This is a genomic window from Pseudomonas fluorescens (genome assembly GCF_001623525.1).
In the GTDB taxonomy this organism is placed as follows: Bacteria; Pseudomonadota; Gammaproteobacteria; order Pseudomonadales; family Pseudomonadaceae; genus Aquipseudomonas; species Aquipseudomonas fluorescens_Q.
The window spans coordinates 4,181,212-4,200,463 of record NZ_CP015225.1; the positions used below are offsets into that span (position 1 = coordinate 4,181,212).

The following is a 19,252-nucleotide window of genomic DNA, read 5'->3' on the forward strand; positions in this document are numbered from 1 at the left end:
TCGCCACAAGTATTTCACCGCAAAGCGGGGTCATGACTCCAGCGGCATCACCGTCACCCGCACCTCGGGATCATGATTGCCGCCCCCCAGGATCACGCCCCGCAACGGCGACACATCGGAAAAGTCCCGGCCCCAGGCCAGGGTGATGTGTTCCAAGGCCGGTTGCACGTTGTTGGTCGGGTCAAAGTCCACCCAACCCAACACCGGGCAATACACCGAGACCCAGGCATGGGACGCATCGGCGCCAATCAGCCGGGGTTGGCCGGGTGGCGGCTGGGTCAGCAGGTAGCCGCTGACGTAACGCGCCGCCAGCCCGCGAGAGCGCACGCAGGCCAGCATCAAGTGGGCGAAGTCCTGGCACACGCCCCGCCGCCGCTCCAGCACCTCCACCAGCGGCGTGGCCACCTGGGTCGCCTCGGCATCGAAGGTGAACTCCTCGAAAATCTTTTCCATCAGCGCCCGCACGCCAACCATCAACGGGCGCCCCGGCGGGAAGCAGCTTTCGGAAAACTCGACGAAGCTGCGCTTGAGGTGCACATACGGTGACTCGAAACGAAAACGGCATGCTTGCAGCAATGGCGCCGCAAGTGGCCGGCCGCTGTAGGTCAGCGCGTTGCAGGTCGACTCCCAGGCCGGGGACAGGTTGAAGTCCAGCGAGGGGCGAGACAGCACCTCGACGCTCAAGCGAGCATTGACCAGCAACTCGTCGTGGGGGCGTTCGAAGGCCAGGCGGGTCAGCGGGTTGCCGAACACATCCTGCTCATCGCGCCGGGTCGTCGGCTCCGGGCTGATCAGCAACTGCTGTTCGGTGCAACGCTGCCAGTCACAGGCGCGCGGCCACAGATGAGCAAGCTGCTGGGCCAGGGACACCGGGCTGTCGTAGTGGTAATGGGTGTCGTGGAGGATCTGGTAACGAGCGCTCATCAGACGGATACCGTGCGTTGGCTGACGTCATCGACGTGGGCGAAATGACGCAAGGCCAGGCGATCGGATACCTGGCCACCGACATCGGCCACTTCCTGCAACAGGTCGGCCAGCCCATCAAGTGCTGCGCGCAGGCTGGCTTCGCCAAACAGGGGATTTTCCAGGCAACGCAAGTCAAAGCGAGAAAGACGCGTCACCAATTCTGGCAAGGCCGTTTCCTTCGGCGCGCCAAAATCGTCGTTCAGGCGCTTGAGCGTGCGGGCCACCAGTTTTAACTGGAAAAGCACCGCGTGGGGGTTCTGCTCGTCCAGCAACAACAGGTCCAGCACCGGGATCAGTTGCGCCACCGCCAGGTAGCGCGAACGGTAGGTGATGCTGCTGTTGCCCAGTTCCAGCAGCCACTCCAGCCCGGCCTGGTCGAATACTGCATCGCTGCGCAAAAACGCAGCCAGGCTGCTGCTGAGGAACTGCAAGCGCTCCAGGCGCCGGCCAATCATCAAGAAGCGCCAGCCCTCGTCGCGGGTCATGTCGTCCAAGGCAAATCCGGACAACGCCGCCAGGGACATCACCAGCCGATTGAGGAAATCCAGCAACTCACCGAAATCCGGTTCCTCGGTTTCCAGCTCCGCCGCTTCGCGCTGCAACTCCACCAGCGCCTGCCAGTTCTCCCGGGACAGCTTGCCGCGAACCTGCGAGGCCGCCCACTGCAAGCGCTGCAGGTTGGAACGCAGGCTGAACGACCAGTCATCGCCCAACAGCGCCGCCAGCAAACGCTCGTGCAGCTCACCCTCTTCAGGCAGCAGCATCAGGCTTTCGCCCAGGGCCACCGCCGACTGCAGGGCCTGCGGGTCATCGCCATCGACATATCGTCCCAGCATGATCCGCAGCAGCCGCGCGCTGTCGTCGCAGCGTTCGCAGTAACGGCCGAACCAGAACAGGTTTTCCACCACCCGCGAAGGCAGGTACGGATCGCGTCGAACCAGGTCATGGACGCCTACGGTTCGCTGGGCCGTCCATTGTTCACCGCCGGGCACCTGCTCGCCCAACACCCAAGTGTCCTTGCTGGCGCCGCCGCGCTGCATCGACACCACTTCGGCGTCGGCCTCGGCGGCCACGCGGGTCAGGCCACCCGACAGCACCCGATAATCATCCTTCCCGGACACGGCATACACGCGCATGCCAATGGCCCGAGGCTGGATGTGCCCGTCTTCGGCCTGCCAGACCGGGGCCTGGGACAGTTGCGCCAGCTCCTGGGCGACATAGGCATAGGGCCGAGCCTGCATGCGCGCCGCCAGTTGGCCGCGCTGCACCTCGTTCAGGTCACGGCCGAACACCGGGGTGAAACTTTGGGAAGGAAACGCTGGCTTGATCAACAGTTGCGGCAGCTTTTCCAGGGCCTGGGCCAGCACCGGCGGCTCACCGCACCACCAGGTGGCGATGGACGGCAGTATCAATTCCTCGCCGAACAGATACTGGCTGATCTTCGGCAGGAACCCCAACAGGCCCGGAGACTCCAGCACGCCGCTGCCCAGGGCATTGGCCACCAGCACCCGGCCCTGGCGCACCGCTTCCAGCAGTCCCGGCACGCCGAGGGCTGAATCAGTGCGCAGCTCCAGGGGGTCACAGAAATCGTCGTCGAGCCGGCGCATGATGGCGTGAACCCGGCGCAAGCCGCTAAGGGTCTTGAGGTAGACCGTGGCGTCCCGCACGGTCAGGTCGCCCCCTTCCACCAGCGGATAGCCAAGCTGACGGGCCAGATAAAGATGCTCGAAATAACTTTCGTTGAACCGCCCCGGCGTCAACAGCACCACCAGTGGCGACTCTCCGTCGCTGGGTGCCTGTCGTGCCAGGGTTTCCTGCAAGGTGCGGAAGAACCCGGACAGGTGTCGCACCCTCAGGTCGCGATACAGCTCGGGGAACGCGCGGGAAACGATCATGCGATTTTCCAGCGCATAACCGGCCCCCGAAGGCGCCTGGGTCCGATCCGCCGTGACCCACCAACGGCCATCGGGGGTGCGCGCCAGATCCACCGCATACAAGTGCAGGAAGCTGCCGTCCGGCGGCACGATGCCCTGACAGGGCCAAAGGAAGTTGTTGTGCCCGAACACCAACTCTGCCGGCAGCAGCCCTTCGCTGATCAGCCGCTGTGGCCCATACAGGTCGGCCAGAACCGCATTGAGCAGGCGCGCACGCTGGGCGATCCCGGCCGACAGATGTTTCCATTCCTGCGGGTCGATCACGTGGGGCAGCAGGTCCAGCTCCCACGGCCGGTCGGCGCCCTTCGGATCGGCGTAGACGTTGTATGTCACACCGTTTTCCTGGATCTGCCGAGCCAGCAGCGCCTGACGCTGGATCAGGTGAGCCGGCGTGCTGCGCTGCAACTGATCGAACAACCGCCGCCAGTGCGGACGCACCGCACCGTTGTCGTCCAACAGTTCGTGATAGGTGCCCGTCGTCAGCGGGTAACGGTCAAGCAGGTCAGGCATGGAAAGCTCGGCAGACGGCAATAAAAGGTGAGACTAGCGCAAGCGCATGACGCCCGGATAGTTGAGTTTGGAGCGGAACATGACGACCGTGGCGAGGGAGCTTGCTCCCGCTGGGCTGCGCAGCGGCCCCAAGACAGCAGACTCCATTGGCCTGACACACCGGGTCGTCAGGTTTCAGGGCTGCTGCGCAGCCCAGCGGGAGCAAGCTCCCTCGCCACGGGGCTCACTTACACCTTGGGCGCCCCTTGAAAACGTCGTAGATCAAGCGTGAGGGGAAACTCGTCATCCATTGCCAGGCTGGGTATCGGAAGTTTCCCAGGTGTGTGTCCGATACGGAAGAAACGCGCCATCCGCCGGCTTTCGGCCTCGTTGGCATTCACCGGCAGGCTGTCGTAGTTACGCCCGCCCGGATGGGCCACGTGATACTGGCAGCCGCCCACGGAACGCTGCATCCAGGTGTCGAGCAAATCGAAGACCAGTGGCGCATGCACCGGGATGGTCGGTTGCAGGCAGTTGGCCGGTTGCCAGGCGCGGAAACGCACCCCGGCGACGAACTCGCCGACCCGACCAGTGGGTTGCAACGGCACCGGCACGCCATTGCAGGTCAGCAGGTAGCGTTGCGGCGCCAGGCCGCTGAGCTTGACCTGCAAGCGCTCCAGGGAAGAATCCACATAACGTACGGTGCCGCCTACCGCGCCCTCTTCCCCCCAGCACATGCCAAGGCTCGAGGGCTTGGCGCAATTGCAGTTCGATACCGCTGACCGCGTAATCGCCCACCTTGGGGAAGCGGAACTCCAGGTGCGCGGCGAACCACTCGGCCCGCAGCGGGTAGCCGGCGGCGTTCAGCTCATGGATGACATCGGCAAAATCCTGCTCGATAAAGTGCGGCAACAGGAACCGGTCATGCAGCTCGGTGCCCCAGCGCGCCAGTTTCGCCGGCGCGTAAGGCTCACGCCAGAACCGCGCCACCAGTGCCCGCAGCAGTAATTGCTGGGCCAGGCTCATGCGGGCGTGGGGGGGGCATCTCGAAAGCACGCAACTCCAACAGGCCGAGGCGCCCGGTGGCGCCATCCGGCGAATAGAGCTTGTCGATGCAGAATTCGGCACGGTGTGTATTGCCGGTCACGTCGATCAGCAGGTTGCGCAGCAGGCGATCGACCAACCACGGCGGGCATTGCTCGCCGGGCTGTGGCATTTGCGCGAAAGCGATTTCCAGCTCGTACAACGCGTCGTTGCGCGCCTCGTCCACGCGAGGTGCCTGGGAGGTCGGGCCGATGAACAATCCGGAAAACAGATAGGACAACGACGGATGGTTATGCCAGTAGCTGATCAGGCTGCGCAGCAGGTCGGGACGCCGCAGAAACGGTGAGTCAGCCGGTGTCGCGCCACCCAGTACGAAATGGTTACCGCCGCCGGTGCCTGTGTGCCGGCCATCGATCATGAATTTCTCGGTGGTCAGTCGGGTCTGGCGCGCCTCTTCGTATAAAAATTCAGTGCGCTCGACCAACTCATCCCAGGTCGCCGAGGGTTGCACGTTGACCTCGATCACACCCGGGTCGGGGGTGATGCGGAAATTGCCCAGGCGCGGGTCGCTCGGCGGCTCGTAGCCCTCCAACAGCACCGGACAATGCAGCTCCTCGGCCGTCGCCTCGATGGCGCTGACCAGCTCCAGGTAATCCTCGACCCGCTCCAGTGGCGGCATGAACAGGTACAGCCGGCCATCGCGGGCCTCGGCACAGAAGGCGGTGCGGGTCAGCCAGTCGGCGGATTTGTCGATCTCCGGGACACGCTCCTGCTCGGCCGCCGGCTCGCCGTGACGCGCCAGTTGCTCGGTGCCGGGCAGCTCGGGCAAATCCTGGTTCGGGTCGGTGGGGTGGATGAACGGGTACTCGGCCGCCGTTACCCAAGGCTGGGACGCCAGCGGCAAGCGATAACCCAGGGGCGAATCCCCCGGCACCAGGCGGCAGTGGTTGTCGCGCAGGTACCAGCGACCGCTTTGCCACTGATCGCCCTTGGCGGTACGGGCCAGCGGCAGGACCTGGCCGATGACCTTGTCCAGGCCCTGGCTGAAGACCTTGCGCAACCGTGCACGCTCCAGGGCGTCCTCCAGGCGTGGGTCCTCGGCTGTGACATTCGAAGGCAATGCACCTTCACGCCAGAGGTAATAGAAGTTGTCTTCGTAGGCCGGAAACACGAACCGCGCAGGAATTTTCAAACGCTCGGCGACGCTCGCCAGGAAACGTCCGGCCAATTCGCCATCGGCGCCGTAGTCCTCCTGCTCATCGGCAATCAACGCGCTGTTGTGCCAGATCGGCACACCGTCGCGCCGCCAATAGCAGTTGAGCGACCAGCGCGGCAATTGCTCGCCGGGGTACCACTTGCCCTGGCCGAAATGCACCAGCCCCTTGGGCGCATAGTGATTGCGCATGCGCTGGAACAGCTCGGCGGAGAGCCGGCGTTTATCCGGCCCGAGTGCCGCGGTGTTCCACTCGGCACCGTCCGGGTCATCAATGGAGACAAAGGTCGGTTCGCCCCCCATGGTCAGGCGCACGTCGCCCTCCAACAGGTCGGCATCGATCTGCCGTCCCAGCGCCTGGATCGCCAGCCACTGTGCGTCGGTGTAAGGCTTGGTCACCCGCGGCGCTTCCCAGACCCGCTCGACGGACATTTCGTGGCTGAACTCACACTCGCAAGGCTCCACCAAGCCACTGATCGGGGCCGCCGAGGACGGATCGGGACTACACGCCAACGGGATATGGCCTTCACCGGCGAACAACCCCGACGTCGCATCCAGGCCGATCCAACCGGCACCGGGCAGGTAGACCTCGCACCAGGCATGCAGGTCGGTGAAGTCCACCTCAGTGCCGGACGGACCATCGAGGCTTTTCACATCGGCGGTCAACTGGATCAGGTAACCGGAAACGAAACGCGCGGCCAAGCCAAGGTTGCGCAACAGCTGCACCAACAGCCAGGCCGAGTCGCGGCAAGAGCCGGACGCGTGCTCAAGGGTATGCTCCGGGGTCTGGACGCCCGGTTCCATGCGAATCAGGTAGTTGATGTCTTCGCTCAGGCGCTGGTTGAGCGCCACCAAAAAATCCACCGCTGGCAATGGCGAGCGGTCGATGCCGTCCAGATAGGCCTGGAATTTCGGCGTCAACGGCAGGGTTTCCAGGTAAGGCGCCAACTCCTTGCGCTCGTCGGCCGCGTAGGCGAACGGAATCTTTTCGGCGTAGGGCTCGAGGAAAAAATCGAACGGATTGAACACCGCCATTTCCGCCAGCAGATCGACTTCGATGCGCATCTCCTGGGTTTTCTCGGGAAACACCAGCCGCGCCAGGTAGTTACCCTGGGGATCCTGCTGCCAGTTGATGAAGTGCTGCTCGGGCGAAACCTTCAGCGCATAGGAAAGAATGCGCGTGCGGCTGTGGGCCGCCGGGCGCAGGCGAACGATCTGCGGGCCGAGTTCGACGGCGCGGTCGTAGCGGTAATGCGTAACGTGGTGCAATGCGACATGGATCGACACGACGTGCCTCCTGCGAGCCTGAGCGTTGGTGAAAGCGGCGCAAGACTTATGCCATGCAGGCAGGTCGGACACTTTCTTTGTCTACTCAAGGCAGTAGAGCACTAAAAACGCGCGCTGCCCGAATTCATCTGCAAAGCAATGCACATAAATGCGGCGCGGGCAGCGCGAATTGACTCAGCGACGCGGGCGTGATGCCTTGGCGGCCTGGATGGTGAGTTCGCGTTGCTGGCGGATGTCGACGAGCTTGCGGCGCATCTCCCGGTGGCGTCTGCTGTTAAGCAGCAGCAGAGCAAGCAATGGGAACAGCAGACTCAAACTGTAAATCAACCTATCGGGCCGATAAGCGATCGTGGGCAGGACGCAAAAAAAACACAGCCCCAACACCGCAACCATCGGCCACACCCAAACGGGGCGCCCACGGGCAATCATGAAGTTGCAATGCACTATGACAAGCGTAAGCGCTACGCCCCCAAAAAAAGACCACTTCGCGTTATCCGCCAATGAAAGGGCTTGAAAATAGCTGTCAAAAAAAAGGGGAATAGCAAAAACCAGAGCGAAGACCGACGCGAATATCGCCCCCATGAAGACCGGAAAATATTGGATGAGAAAAACGCGAACACCGGGCTGTCCATTCATTCTTCGATCTCCTCATACAACCCCACTGCAACGGTCCGGACATTCCCGGAAATCGCACTTCCAGTGAAGCCGATGGCGGCTCCCAGGGCATCCCGAATCTGTGTGACGGTGGCATGCCTGATTTGAGTGGGCGTAAAGCGCTTGGGTAACTCGCCAGACAGTTGCTTGAGTTTGAGCAATTTGGAGGTCAGGCGAGGGTCATTGATACTCAGCAACTCTTTGGTCAGTTTGGCCCGCTCCTGTCGATTCAGGCCCCGGAGCACCTCCCTCACACTTTTGCCCGTGGCGGCTTTATTCAATCTGACCAGTTTGAGGGTCGTCAGCGACGATGCCCCGACCCCAACCAACGCCGCGGCATCCAGCACAATCATGGTGTTCTGGTACCACTCCTCACCGTCGAGCTGATCGTTTCGGGCTGGGTTACTGATTTCATTGCGCATGCGATAACCGCTCGCAAAACATTGCGCTGTGCTGGCCGCGGCGGCGGTATAACCCAACACAGCGATCGCGGTGCTTGCCCCTGCTGAAAATGGGATAGCCACAGAGCCGCTGAGTACCACGACCCAACCGATAACGGCCCCCGCACACGACAAGGAAGTGTTGATCGCTTCGCCGACCAATCGCGATTCCCGTGGATTGTCCTGAACCTGCTGGGCAAACTGAGCCGGCGCAATGTACTTCTGCGCCTCGCGCAAGATGATCCGTTTGGGCTTGATGCTGCAAATCGGCTTGAACTCACGCAGGGTCACTACATTGAACTCAGCATCGATGTACACCACACCCGCGCCGACGATGCCTGGGTCGGCATCGATGGCGGCGAACAGACGTGGCAGGTTGATTTGGCTTTCAATGCGTTTGCGGGCCATGACCTGGGAGAAGCTCAGGTCCATGCCGATGCCTGTTGGAGCGCTGCTCATATGAATCGTCCTTGAGAATCGGAAGTGAATCTTTATCCACACACAATATTGTGGCGAGGGAGCTTGCTCCCGCTCGGCGGCGAAGCCGTCGTACACCGGCCGGCACGGTCTGTCTGGAAACATTGCGTGGGATTGTTTGGGCCGCTTCGCAGCCCAGCGGGAGCAAGCTCCCTCGCCACAAGGGCTATGCGGGCGCCACGATAACAAACGGCCAGCACCGTCGCCAGAAAGCAAAACGCCAGCACTTAGGCTGGCGTTTTGCGATGCGGCTAGGCGATCAGCGCGGCACGACAGGCTTGCGCGCCGGTTTCGGTCCTTTGCCCTTGGCGGCGTCCTTGCGTTCCTTGGCGGCCTGCTGGTTGCGGGCGAATGCCGCGGCCTTGGCCTGCTCACGCTTGTCCCACGGGTTGCCGCCGTCACTGGCGCGCGGTGGCAGGCCGGTGTGCTGGGTCAGGATCTTGGTGGTTTCCTTGCCAACCTTGTGGCTGCCGGCTGGCGTCGAGTTCTTGCGACGGGCGCTCTGGTAGCTGTCGGTGGCCGGCTGGTGCAACGGAATCAATTGGTTCTTGCCCGGCCCGATCAGGTCGGCACGGCCCATGCGGGTCAGCGCTTCACGCAGCATCGGCCAGCCCTTGGGGTCGTGATAACGCAAGAAGGCCTTGTGCAGCCGGCGCTGCTCCTCGCTCTTGACGATGGTCACCGCGTCGCTCTTGTAGGTGACCTTGCGCAGCGGGTTCTTGCCCGAGTGGTACATGGCCGTGGCCGTAGCCATCGGCGACGGATAGAACGCCTGCACCTGGTCAGCGCGGAAGCCGTTGCCCTTGAGCCACAGCGCCAGGTTCATCATGTCTTCATCGGTGGTGCCCGGGTGGGCGGCGATGAAGTACGGAATCAGGTACTGCTCTTTCCCGGCTTCCTTGGTGTACTTCTCGAACATCCGCTTGAATTTGTCATAGCTGCCGATGCCCGGCTTCATCATCTGGTTGAGCGGGCCTTCTTCGGTATGCTCCGGAGCGATCTTCAGGTAGCCGCCGACGTGGTGGGTCACCAGTTCCTTGACGTATTCCGGCGACTCGACCGCCAGGTCGTAACGCAGGCCGGAAGCGATCAGGATCTTCTTCACCCCAGGCAAGGCCCGGGCGCTGCGGTACAGCTGGATCAGCGAAGAATGGTCAGTATTCAGGTTCGGGCAGATGCCAGGGAACACGCAGGACGGCTTGCGGCACGCGGATTCGATTTCCGGGCTCTTGCAGGCAATGCGATACATGTTCGCGGTCGGGCCGCCGAGGTCGGAAATGACCCCGGTGAAACCTGGGACCTTATCGCGGATCTCTTCGATCTCGCGGATGATCGACTCTTCGGAACGGTTCTGGATGATCCGGCCTTCGTGCTCGGTGATCGAGCAGAACGTGCAGCCACCGAAGCAGCCACGCATGATGTTCACCGAGAAACGGATCATCTCGTAGGCCGGGATCTTTTCCTTGCCGTAGGCCGGATGGGGGACGCGTGCGTAAGGCATGCCAAACACGTAGTCCATTTCTTCGGTGGTCATCGGAATGGGCGGTGGATTGAACCAGACATCGACTTCGCCGTGCTTCTGCACCAGGGCACGGGCGTTGCCCGGGTTGGTTTCAAGGTGAAGGACGCGGTTGGCGTGAGCGTAGAGCACCGCATCGCCACGGACCTTTTCCACCGAGGGCAGACGGATCACGGTTTTGTCGCGGGTCATTTTCGGGCTTGCCAGGATCTGCACGACCTTGGCTTCGCTCGGGTCTTCAACCGGCCCCTTTTCCTGCTCGATAGCACAAGCCTGGGTGTCTTGGGTGTTCACATACGGGTTGATGATCTTGTCGATCTTGCCCGGACGGTCGATGCGCGTGGAATCGACTTCGTACCAGTCTTTCGGCGTGTCACGACGGATGAAGGCCGTGCCGCGCACGTCAGTGATGTCTTCGATCTTGTGACCGTAGGACAAGCGCTGGGCGACTTCGACAATCGCCCGCTCGGCGTTGCCGTAGAGCAGGATGTCGGCGCAGGCGTCGATCAGGATCGAGTTGCGGACCCGATCCTGCCAGTAATCGTAGTGAGCGATGCGGCGCAGCGACGCTTCGATGCCTCCCAGCACGATCGGCACATGCTTGTAGGCTTCCTTGCAGCGCTGGCTATAGACAAGGCTCGCGCGGTCCGGCCGCTTGCCCGCCATGCCGCCCGGGGTGTAGGCGTCATCGGAGCGAATCTTCTTGTCGGCGGTGTAGCGGTTGATCATCGAGTCCATGTTGCCGGCCGCGACACCGAAAAACAGGTTGGGCTCGCCAAGCTTCATGAAGTCGTCTTTGGACTGCCAGTTCGGCTGGGCAATGATCCCGACGCGAAAGCCCTGGGCTTCCAGCAAACGGCCAATGATCGCCATGCCGAACGACGGGTGATCGACGTAGGCATCACCGGTCACGATGATGATGTCGCACGAATCCCAGCCGAGCTGATCCATCTCCTCCCTGCTCATGGGCAGGAACGGCGCCGGGCCGAAACATTCGGCCCAGTACTTGGGATAGTCAAATAACGGCTTGGCTGCTTGCATGTCGATGACCGGTATAAAGGATGAAAAATCGCGGGCGCGGAATATAGCACAAATTTTGACCAATTCCGACGGCTATGGTCGGAAATCGATTTTGTGGCTCGCCCCCAGAACTCAAGCCAGATACAAATCAATTGTGGCGAGGGAGCTTGCTCCCGCCGGGCTGCGCAGCAGCCCCACAGCTGTATCCACTTTTACCCTGGCAAACCGCATTCGCTGGTTTTGCGACTGCTGCGCAGTCGAGCGGGAGCAAGCTCCCTCGCCACAAAGACAATATCCAATCGAGCGAACGGCTTACTCGTCGTCATCGAAATTGTAGCTACCCGGCGCCAGGTTTTCGAAGCGCGTGTATTTGCCGATAAACGCCAGGCGGATGAAGCCGATCGGGCCGTTCCGCTGCTTGCCGATGATGATTTCGGCGATGCCCTTGTGCTCCGTCTCGGGGTGGTACACCTCGTCGCGGTACACGAACATGATGACGTCGGCGTCCTGCTCGATCGCTCCGGATTCCCGCAAGTCGGAGTTCACCGGACGCTTGTTGGGGCGCTGTTCCAGGGATCGGTTCAACTGGGAAAGTGCCACCACCGGGCAGTTGAATTCCTTGGCCAGGGCCTTGAGGGAACGGGAGATTTCGGAAATCTCGTTGGTCCGGTTGTCGCCGCTGGAACCCGGGATCTGCATCAATTGCAGGTAGTCGATCATGATCAGTGCGATATCACCGTGCTCACGCACCAGGCGACGGGTACGGGCGCGCATTTCCGACGGGCTGATACCGGCCGTATCGTCGATGAACAGCTTGCGGTCGTTGAGCAGGTTGACCGCCGATGTCAGGCGGGGCCAATCGTCGTCTTCCAGCTGGCCGGAACGGACCTTGGTCTGGTCGATACGCCCCAGGGACGAAAGCATACGCATGATCAGCGATTCGCCTGGCATCTCGAGGGAGTACACCAGCACCGCCTTGTCGCTGCGCAGCACGGCGTTTTCCACCAGGTTCATCGCAAAGGTCGTCTTACCCATGGACGGACGGCCGGCGACGATGATCAGGTCGGACGGTTGCAGGCCGCTGGTCTTCTCGTCGAGGTCGGTGTAACCGGTGGACAGGCCGGTGATGGCGTTGTCGGTGTTGAACAAGGTGTCGATGCGGTCGATGGCCTTGGTCAGCAGGTCGTTGACGCTGACCGGGCCGCCGGTTTTCGGACGGGCCTCGGCGATCTGGAAGATCTGCCGCTCGGCTTCGTCAAGGATCTCGGCGGCGGTACGGCCTTCCGGGTTGAAGGCGCTGTCGGCGATTTCGGTGCTGATGCCGATCAATTGGCGCAAGGTCGCCCGCTCGCGCACGATCTGGGCATAGGCCTTGATGTTGGCGACCGACGGTGTGTTTTTCGCCAGTTCGCCCAGGTAACCGAGGCCGCCGACCTGGGACGTCTGCCCTTCCTTGTCCAATTGCTCGGCCAGGGTGACGACGTCGATCGGCATGTTCTGATCGGCCAGACGGGCGATCGCACGGAAAATCAGACGGTGGTCATGCCGGTAGAAATCGCCATCGGAGACTTGATCGAGCACGCGTTCCCAGGCGTTGTTGTCCAGCATCAGGCCACCGAGCACGGCCTGTTCGGCCTCGATGGAATGCGGAGGCACCTTCAGGGCAGCGGTTTGCAGATCGTATTGCTCGGGAGCGGTGATTTCGTTCATGGCCACTTCTGGTTATGAAAATCAGGAATTGCAGAAAGACAAAGGGCACGACCTGTAAACAGGATCGTGCCCGATGTTACCGGCAAGCACCCGAAGGTGCCAACCGACAGGTGTTGCTTAGGCTGCTACCACGACAACGCGTACGGTGGCTTCAACTTCGGCGTGCAGGTGCACGGCTACGTCGAATTCGCCTACGTTGCGGATGGTGCCGTTCGGCAGACGAACTTCGCTTTTCGCAACTTCAACGCCGGAGGCGGTCAGTGCATCAGCGATGTCGTGAGTGCCGATCGAACCGAACAGCTTGCCTTCGTCGCCAGCGGTGGCAGTGATGGTCACTTCCAGCTCAGCCAGTTGGGCAGCGCGGCTTTCAGCCGAGGTTTTACGGTCTGCGGCAGCTTTTTCCAGCTCGGCACGACGCTCTTCGAACGCAGCCAGGTTGGCAGCGGTCGCAGCGGTGGCTTTGCCGTAAGGCAGCAGGTAGTTACGACCGTAACCGGCCTTAACGTTTACTTTGTCACCCAGGTTGCCCAGGTTGGTGACTTTTTCCAGAAGGATCAGTTGCATGTGAAAATCCTCTAACTTTTAACCTTCACCGTTCGCGTTGTCGGCGTCTTTCGGCGCCATACGACCGCGAAAATCAATCAGGCTGTCAACGATGGCCAAGACCACGAGCAACGGACCGAGCAAGTGCATGAAAGGCAACAACGTCACGTATACCCCCACCAGCCAGAAAGTGGCCAGTCGTTTCTGCGCCACCAGCCCGTGAATCAGGGCCAGGCCGGCGAAGACCAGCGGTACACTGCACAACGGCAACAGGATCAGTGCATGCAGCCCGAAAAACGGAGCAACACACATGACGGCCAGCAGTGACAGCGCCACGCTCTTGGGGAATCGGATGGCGCGAAACTCGCGACCGAAACCACCGGGGTTATACAACGACGCCTGCCAATAGCGCCCAAGAATCAGGCACAGCACGCTAAAGATCTGCAGCGAAGACGCTATCGAGATGATCATCAGCGGAGCGCTCAGGGCAGTGAGAAACGCCTTCTGGTCTGCCGAGAATGTCTCGTAGACCTCACCCATCGCCAGCGGCAGGACGTGTTCGAACGTCTGCGCCAGTGACTCGATGAAGGAGCTGAATACAGCTCCCAGGCTCACCGCACACAACAACCCCACGGCCACGCTGCACAGCAGCACGCGGTTCCAGGTATGTCCGGCGCGCAGAACCAGCGCCAGGCCACAAGCCCCGAGCAACACCAGGAGTGTTGTCGGGTCCTTCAGGAAATACCAGCTCACCAACGCTGACAGCAACCCGATACCCAGGACGCTCAAGGCGTCCGAACCGCGCCGCAGGAGCACAAGGCACCCAGCGGCGGCACTCAACCAGAACAACAGCGGCAATGCCGCGGATCCGGCCACAACCAACGTGGCCTGCACACGTCCCCGCATGATGAAGTCAGCTAAGGCGCGCATGCATTCAATCCCTTACTACTCGTCGACTGCCCGGTCTCAGCGGCCGTGGCTGTCGGTGTAGGCCAGCAGGGCCAGGAAGCGGGCGCGCTTGATAGCGGTGGCCAGCTGACGCTGATAACGAGCTTTGGTACCGGTGATACGGCTTGGAACGATTTTGCCGGTCTCGGATACGTAGGCTTTCAGAGTGTTGAGATCTTTGTAATCGATCTCTTTCACGTCTTCAGCGGTGAAGCGGCAGAATTTACGACGACGGAAGAAACGTGCCATGTGATTGGCTCCTTAAAAGGTCCGTGGATTACTCGTCAGCGTTATCGCTGTTGTCGCTGTCGCTATCGCTGTCATCGCCATCGGCGCTGTCAGAGTGCTCAGGACGGTCGCGACGCTCACGGCGCTCACTGCGGTTTTCTTCAGCCTTGAGCATCTCGGATTGGCCAGTGACGGCTTCTTCGCGACGGATGACCAGGTTACGGATCACTGCATCGTTGTAGCGGAAGTTGTCTTCCAGCTCGGCCAGGGCCTTGCCAGTGCACTCAACGTTCAGCATCACGTAGTGAGCCTTGTGAACATTGTTGATTGCGTAGGCCAGTTGACGACGGCCCCAATCTTCCAGACGGTGGATTTTGCCGCCGTCTTCTTCGATCAGCTTGGTGTAACGCTCAACCATGCCGCCGACTTGCTCGCTTTGATCCGGGTGGACCAAAAAGATGATTTCGTAATGACGCATGAATGCTCCTTACGGGTTGTAGCCTGCCGCTCAAAAACGGTCAGACAAGGAGTGAATGACACTTATGGACTTGTGGACGCTAGACACATAAGTGCCTGCCATCACAGCAAGGGGCGCAATTGTAGAGAAGGGTCGAGGGAGGTGCAAGGCAATTGGCGATTATTTGAACAACCGCCGATCCTTGCCCTTGCACAAAACACTGTGGGAGCGAGCTTGCTCGCGATAGCGGCGTGCCAGTCAACATTTCTGGCACTGATACACCGTCATCGCGAGCAAGCTCGCTCCCACACTTGATACACGTCTGGCTCAGGGCTTTTTGGCGACAGCCTTGACGCTGCGCTGGCGCAGCGCTTCGAACAGGCACACACCGGTCGCAACCGAAACGTTGAGGCTGCTGACGCTGCCGGCCATCGGCAGCTTGACCAGGTAATCGCAGTGCTCGCGGGTCAGGCGACGCATGCCCTTGCCCTCGGCGCCCATGATCAGGATCGTTGGGCCCGTCAGGTCCTGGTCATAGATACTGACCTCGGCCTCGCCCGCCGTGCCAACCACCCACAAGCCACGCTGCTGGAGTTTTTCCAGGGTGCGCGCCAGGTTGGTCACCGCCACCAGCGGAATCACTTCCGCCGCGCCGCAGGCGACCTTGCGCACAGCCGGCGTCAAGGTTGCCGACTTGTCTTTAGGCACGATGACCGCCAACGCACCCGCCGCATCTGCCGAACGCAGGCAAGCGCCGAGGTTATGCGGGTCGGTCACGCCGTCCAGCACCAGCAGCAGGGGGGCGCCTTCGGTGCGATCGAGCAGTTCGTCGAGCATCGCCTCGCCCCAGACCTGGCTGGGGCTTACGTCCGCAACCACACCCTGGTGAACGCCTTCGACCCACACGTCCATTTCGCGACGCTCGGCCTGGCCAATGGCAACCTTGTTTTGGGTGGCCAGTTCGACCAGCGCTTGCACACGCGGCTCGCTGCGACCTTCCGCCAACCACACTTGCTTGACACGTTTAGGGTGGTGACGCAGCAGTGCTTCCACGGCGTGCACGCCGTAGATTTTTTCCAGACTCATGACTTGGCCTTAGGTTTGCGCGACCCGCCGCTTTTCGCAGGAGCCGAACCCGCTTTTGGCGGGCCTTTACGGTGTTTACTTGGCTTGCTCGATGGCTTTTCCGCCCCGTGGGACTTTCCCCCAGACGCCGCTTTACCACCGCTTTTGGCTTCGTTGAGCAACTGCTGCTTCAACTCGCGGCTCTTGCGCAACTCGGCATTTTTCGCCGCAGCGTCGCTGGGGCGGTAGGCTTCGGGAGCCTTGTCCTTGACTGACGAACGGCGACCGGCCTTGGCTGGCTCAGGTTCTGCGTTTTTTGCAGGAGCACCTTTACCTTTGGTCGCAGGCGCGGCGGTCTCGTTGCCACGCTTTTTACGGCCAGTCGGTGCTTCGGCGGGCTTGTCAGACATTCCGAAGTCGATCTTGCGCTCATCGAGGTCGACGCGCATGACCTGCACTTCCACGGTGTCGCCCAGACGGAAGCTGCGACCGGTGCGCTCGCCCGCCAGGCGGTGGTGCACAGGATCGAAGTGGTAGTAATCACCTGGCAAGGCGGTAACGTGCACCAAGCCCTCGACGTAGATGTCGGTCAGCTCGACAAACAAACCAAAGCCTGTCACTGCGGTGATCACGCCTGGGAACGACTCGCCCACGCGGTCTTTCATGAACTCGCACTTGAGCCAGTTCACCACGTCGCGGGTGGCTTCGTCGGCGCGCCGCTCGCTCATGGAGCACTGCTCGCCCAACTGTTCCAGGGCCGCTTCGTCGTACGGATAGATCCGTGCCTTCGGAATGGTCATGGCACCAGCGCGCTTGACGTGCGGGGTGTTCTGCTTGGAATGGATCACGCTGCGGATCGCGCGGTGCGTGAGCAGGTCCGGGTAACGGCGAATCGGCGAGGTGAAGTGGGTGTACGCCTCGTAATTCAGACCAAAGTGGCCCTGGTTGTCGGCGCTGTACACCGCCTGGCTCAGGGAGCGCAGCATCACGGTCTGGATCACATGATAATCCGGACGGTCCTTGATGCTCGCCAGCAGTGCCTGGTAGTCCTTCGGCGTCGGGCCGTCCTTGCCTTTGTGCAGGGACAGGCCGAGCTCGCCGAGGAAGGCCCGCAGTTTTTCCAGACGCTCCGGCGGCGGGCCGTCGTGCACGCGGTACAACGCAGGGATCTCGTGCTTCTTGAGGAATTCGGCGGTGGCCACGTTGGCCGCCAGCATGCACTCTTCGATCAGCTTGTGCGCATCGTTACGGGTCGTCGGGGTGATTGCCGCGATCTTGCGCTCGGAACCGAAGACAATCCGGGTTTCCTGGGTCTCGAAATCGATCGCGCCACGCACATGACGGGCACCCAGCAACACCTTGTACAGCGAATAAAGCTGCTTGAGGTGCGGCACCACGCCAGCGTATTCGGCACGCAAGGCCTTGGCTTCGCTGGTCTTGGGCGTTTCCAGGATGGTGCTGACCTTGTTGTAGGTCAGGCGCGCCTGGGAGTGGATCACCGCTTCGTAGAACTGGTAGTCGGTCATTTCGCCGGTCTTGGAGATGGTCATCTCGCACACCATGGCCAAACGGTCGACTTTCGGATTCAGCGAGCACAGCCCGTTGGACAGCTGCTCAGGCAGCATCGGGATCACGCGCTCAGGAAAATACACGGAGTTGCCGCGCACCTGGGCTTCGTTATCCAGGGCCGAACCGATCTTCACGTAGCTGGACACGTCGGCAATCGCGACGAACAGCTTCCAGCCGCCGGAGAACAGGCGCAGCTTGCCAGGTTTGGCTTCGCAGTAGACCGCATCGTCGAAGTCGCGGGCGTCTTCACCATCGATGGTGACGAACGGCAGATGACGCAGGTCGATGCGTTTTTCTTTGTCTTTCTCTTCAACTTCCGGCTTGAGCTTGGCGGCTTCCTTGAGCACGGCCTCGGGCCAGACGTGAGGAATGTCGTAGGTGCGCAGCGCAACGTCGATCTCCATGCCCGGCGCCATGTAGTTGCCGACCACTTCAACGATATCGCCCTGCGGCTGGAAGCGCGCCGTTGGCCAGTGGGTGATTTTCACCTCGACGAACTGACCCACCTTGGCGGCGCCATTACGGCCCGGGGTAATCAGCACTTCCTGCTGGACCTTCGGGTTATCCGGCACGACAAAACCGATACCACCTTCTTCGAAGTAACGGCCAACGATGGACTCGTGGGCACGGGACACCACTTCGACGATCACGCCTTCACGGCGACCACGACGGTCCAGGCCGGAAACGCGGGCCAGGGCACGGTCGCCGTCGAATACCAGGCGCATTTGCGCCGGGCTCATGAACAGGTCGTCGCTGCCGTCGTCCGGGATCAGGAAACCGAAGCCGTCACGGTGACCGGCGATGCGGCCCAGGATCAGGTCGAGCTTGTCCACCGGCGCATAGGTGCCGCGCCGGGTGTAGATCAGTTGAGCGTCGCGCTCCATGGCGCGCAGACGGCGGCGCAGGGCTTCGAGTTGGTCCTCGGTGGTCAGACCGAACTCTTCGACCAACTGCTCGCGACTAGCAGGCGAACCCCGATCGGCGAGATGCGCCAGGATCAGTTCGCGGCTAGGAATAGGGTTTTCATATTTTTCCGCTTCACGAGCGGCCTCGGGATCGAGGGACTGCCAATCGGCCATTAGAGAGTTTTCACCTTGTCTATATGCGGGTTAGTTTGGCATAGGCTTAATGAAACGGGAAATTTCAAGCATCCGATCGCTTTTCTAAAGCCATTTGATCTGCCTTGGAAGCCCGGAAAAGCACCGCTCGTGAAATTTAGCGGTTTTTTTCTCAGGAGGGGTTTACAGTTAAAAAGACGCTCCGTATAGTGCGCGCCATCGACGACGTACACACGCTGTCGATATTGCCCAGATGGTGAAATTGGTAGACACGCCAGCTTCAGGTGCTGGTGACCGCAAGGTCGTGGAAGTTCGAGTCTTCTTCTGGGCACCAATTTCGAGCAACAGGTCACTGGCCTGGCAGCTCAACAAAAAACCCGCGAAAGCGGGTTTTTGCATTTTTGCCCCCTGCAATTGCGTTTGGCAATTACTAAAACAAAAACAGGGGTTTACAGATCAAAATGCGCTCCGTATAGTGCGCCACATCAACAGCGGCAACGCTGAAGATGCTGCCCAGATGGTGAAATTGGTAGACACGCCAGCTTCAGGTGCTGGTGACCGCAAGGTCGTGGAAGTTCGAGTCTTCTTCTGGGCACCAATTCTTGCTTCAAGGTTACGACCTTGAACCTCA

The 19,252-nt window shown here is 61.2% G+C and carries 12 protein-coding genes, 2 tRNA genes and 1 pseudogene; 2 read left to right on the forward strand and 13 right to left on the reverse strand.

Features of this window, described 5'->3' with window-relative positions; genetic code table 11:
* Nucleotides 1-30 precede the first annotated feature (30 nt).
* From TK06_RS17980 to rnr, 13 genes and pseudogenes are all read right to left on the reverse strand, one after another.
* Entirely contained in the window at nucleotides 31-924 is an 894-nt protein-coding gene (locus tag TK06_RS17980) for a transglutaminase family protein (RefSeq protein WP_063323173.1), read from the reverse strand.
* Complete coding sequence (locus tag TK06_RS17985) at nucleotides 924-3,410, reverse strand: circularly permuted type 2 ATP-grasp protein (RefSeq protein WP_063323174.1); 2,487 nt, start codon at nucleotides 3,408-3,410, stop codon at nucleotides 924-926. The genes TK06_RS17980 and TK06_RS17985 overlap by 1 nt, the downstream gene beginning before the upstream one ends.
* A gap of 227 nt (nucleotides 3,411-3,637) precedes the next feature.
* Nucleotides 3,638-6,933 (reverse strand): annotated as a pseudogene (locus TK06_RS17990) (DUF2126 domain-containing protein).
* 174 nt (nucleotides 6,934-7,107) lie between these two features.
* Nucleotides 7,108-7,569 (reverse strand): hypothetical protein, encoded by a 462-nt coding sequence (locus TK06_RS17995; protein WP_063323175.1) that lies wholly within the window; start codon nucleotides 7,567-7,569, stop codon nucleotides 7,108-7,110.
* Nucleotides 7,566-8,486: a hypothetical protein gene (locus tag TK06_RS18000; RefSeq protein WP_063323176.1), complete on the reverse strand. Its 921-nt coding sequence runs from the start codon at nucleotides 8,484-8,486 to the stop codon at nucleotides 7,566-7,568. The genes TK06_RS17995 and TK06_RS18000 overlap by 4 nt, the downstream gene beginning before the upstream one ends.
* 277 nt (nucleotides 8,487-8,763) lie before the next feature.
* Nucleotides 8,764-11,064 carry a YgiQ family radical SAM protein gene (locus tag TK06_RS18005; protein ID WP_057448265.1) on the reverse strand — a complete coding sequence of 767 codons (2,301 nt, stop codon included), beginning with the start codon at nucleotides 11,062-11,064 and terminating at the stop codon, nucleotides 8,764-8,766.
* Between the two features lie 291 nt (nucleotides 11,065-11,355).
* Nucleotides 11,356-12,753, reverse strand: a complete 1,398-nt coding sequence (dnaB, locus tag TK06_RS18010) for a replicative DNA helicase (protein ID WP_027911801.1) — start codon at nucleotides 12,751-12,753, stop codon at nucleotides 11,356-11,358.
* A 117-nt stretch (nucleotides 12,754-12,870) separates the two neighbouring features.
* A complete protein-coding gene (gene rplI / locus TK06_RS18015; protein ID WP_003197251.1) occupies nucleotides 12,871-13,317 on the reverse strand; it encodes a 50S ribosomal protein L9 in 447 nt (148 codons plus the stop codon).
* A gap of 18 nt (nucleotides 13,318-13,335) precedes the next feature.
* A complete protein-coding gene (locus TK06_RS18020; protein ID WP_063323177.1) occupies nucleotides 13,336-14,226 on the reverse strand; it encodes a hypothetical protein in 891 nt (296 codons plus the stop codon).
* 36 nt (nucleotides 14,227-14,262) lie between these two features.
* Entirely contained in the window at nucleotides 14,263-14,493 is a 231-nt protein-coding gene (gene rpsR, locus TK06_RS18025) for a 30S ribosomal protein S18 (protein ID WP_002551829.1), read from the reverse strand.
* A 28-nt stretch (nucleotides 14,494-14,521) separates the two neighbouring features.
* A complete protein-coding gene (gene rpsF / locus TK06_RS18030; RefSeq protein WP_003186395.1) occupies nucleotides 14,522-14,950 on the reverse strand; it encodes a 30S ribosomal protein S6 in 429 nt (142 codons plus the stop codon).
* A 306-nt stretch (nucleotides 14,951-15,256) separates the two neighbouring features.
* Complete coding sequence (gene rlmB / locus TK06_RS18035) at nucleotides 15,257-16,015, reverse strand: 23S rRNA (guanosine(2251)-2'-O)-methyltransferase RlmB (RefSeq protein WP_063323178.1); 759 nt, start codon at nucleotides 16,013-16,015, stop codon at nucleotides 15,257-15,259.
* Nucleotides 16,012-18,642 (reverse strand): ribonuclease R, encoded by a 2,631-nt coding sequence (rnr, locus tag TK06_RS18040; RefSeq protein ID WP_063323179.1) that lies wholly within the window; start codon nucleotides 18,640-18,642, stop codon nucleotides 16,012-16,014. The genes rlmB and rnr overlap by 4 nt, the downstream gene beginning before the upstream one ends.
* A gap of 226 nt (nucleotides 18,643-18,868) precedes the next feature.
* On the opposite strand from rnr, the gene TK06_RS18045 reads away from it, so the two are divergent.
* Both TK06_RS18045 and TK06_RS18050 read left to right on the forward strand, forming a co-directional pair.
* A tRNA-Leu gene (locus TK06_RS18045) sits at nucleotides 18,869-18,955 on the forward strand.
* A gap of 177 nt (nucleotides 18,956-19,132) precedes the next feature.
* Nucleotides 19,133-19,219 (forward strand) — tRNA-Leu (locus tag TK06_RS18050).
* Nucleotides 19,220-19,252 lie beyond the last annotated feature (33 nt).

What these genes read in the sequence shown, in the direction of transcription:
- rpsR (WP_002551829.1), bottom strand. Translation starts at nt 14,493, where the DNA reads ATGGCACGTTTCTTCCGTCGTCGTAAATTCTGCCGCTTCACCGCTGAA.
- dnaB (WP_027911801.1), bottom strand. Translation starts at nt 12,753, where the DNA reads ATGAACGAAATCACCGCTCCCGAGCAATACGATCTGCAAACCGCTGCC.
- TK06_RS17985 (WP_063323174.1), bottom strand. Translation starts at nt 3,410, where the DNA reads ATGCCTGACCTGCTTGACCGTTACCCGCTGACGACGGGCACCTATCAC.
- TK06_RS17980 (WP_063323173.1), bottom strand. Translation starts at nt 924, where the DNA reads ATGAGCGCTCGTTACCAGATCCTCCACGACACCCATTACCACTACGAC.
- rlmB (WP_063323178.1), bottom strand. Translation starts at nt 16,015, where the DNA reads ATGAGTCTGGAAAAAATCTACGGCGTGCACGCCGTGGAAGCACTGCTG.
- TK06_RS18000 (WP_063323176.1), bottom strand. Translation starts at nt 8,486, where the DNA reads ATGAGCAGCGCTCCAACAGGCATCGGCATGGACCTGAGCTTCTCCCAG.
- TK06_RS18020 (WP_063323177.1), bottom strand. Translation starts at nt 14,226, where the DNA reads ATGCGCGCCTTAGCTGACTTCATCATGCGGGGACGTGTGCAGGCCACG.
- rplI (WP_003197251.1), bottom strand. Translation starts at nt 13,317, where the DNA reads ATGCAACTGATCCTTCTGGAAAAAGTCACCAACCTGGGCAACCTGGGT.
- rpsF (WP_003186395.1), bottom strand. Translation starts at nt 14,950, where the DNA reads ATGCGTCATTACGAAATCATCTTTTTGGTCCACCCGGATCAAAGCGAG.
- TK06_RS18005 (WP_057448265.1), bottom strand. Translation starts at nt 11,064, where the DNA reads ATGCAAGCAGCCAAGCCGTTATTTGACTATCCCAAGTACTGGGCCGAA.
- TK06_RS17995 (WP_063323175.1), bottom strand. Translation starts at nt 7,569, where the DNA reads ATGAATGGACAGCCCGGTGTTCGCGTTTTTCTCATCCAATATTTTCCG.
- rnr (WP_063323179.1), bottom strand. Translation starts at nt 18,642, where the DNA reads ATGGCCGATTGGCAGTCCCTCGATCCCGAGGCCGCTCGTGAAGCGGAA.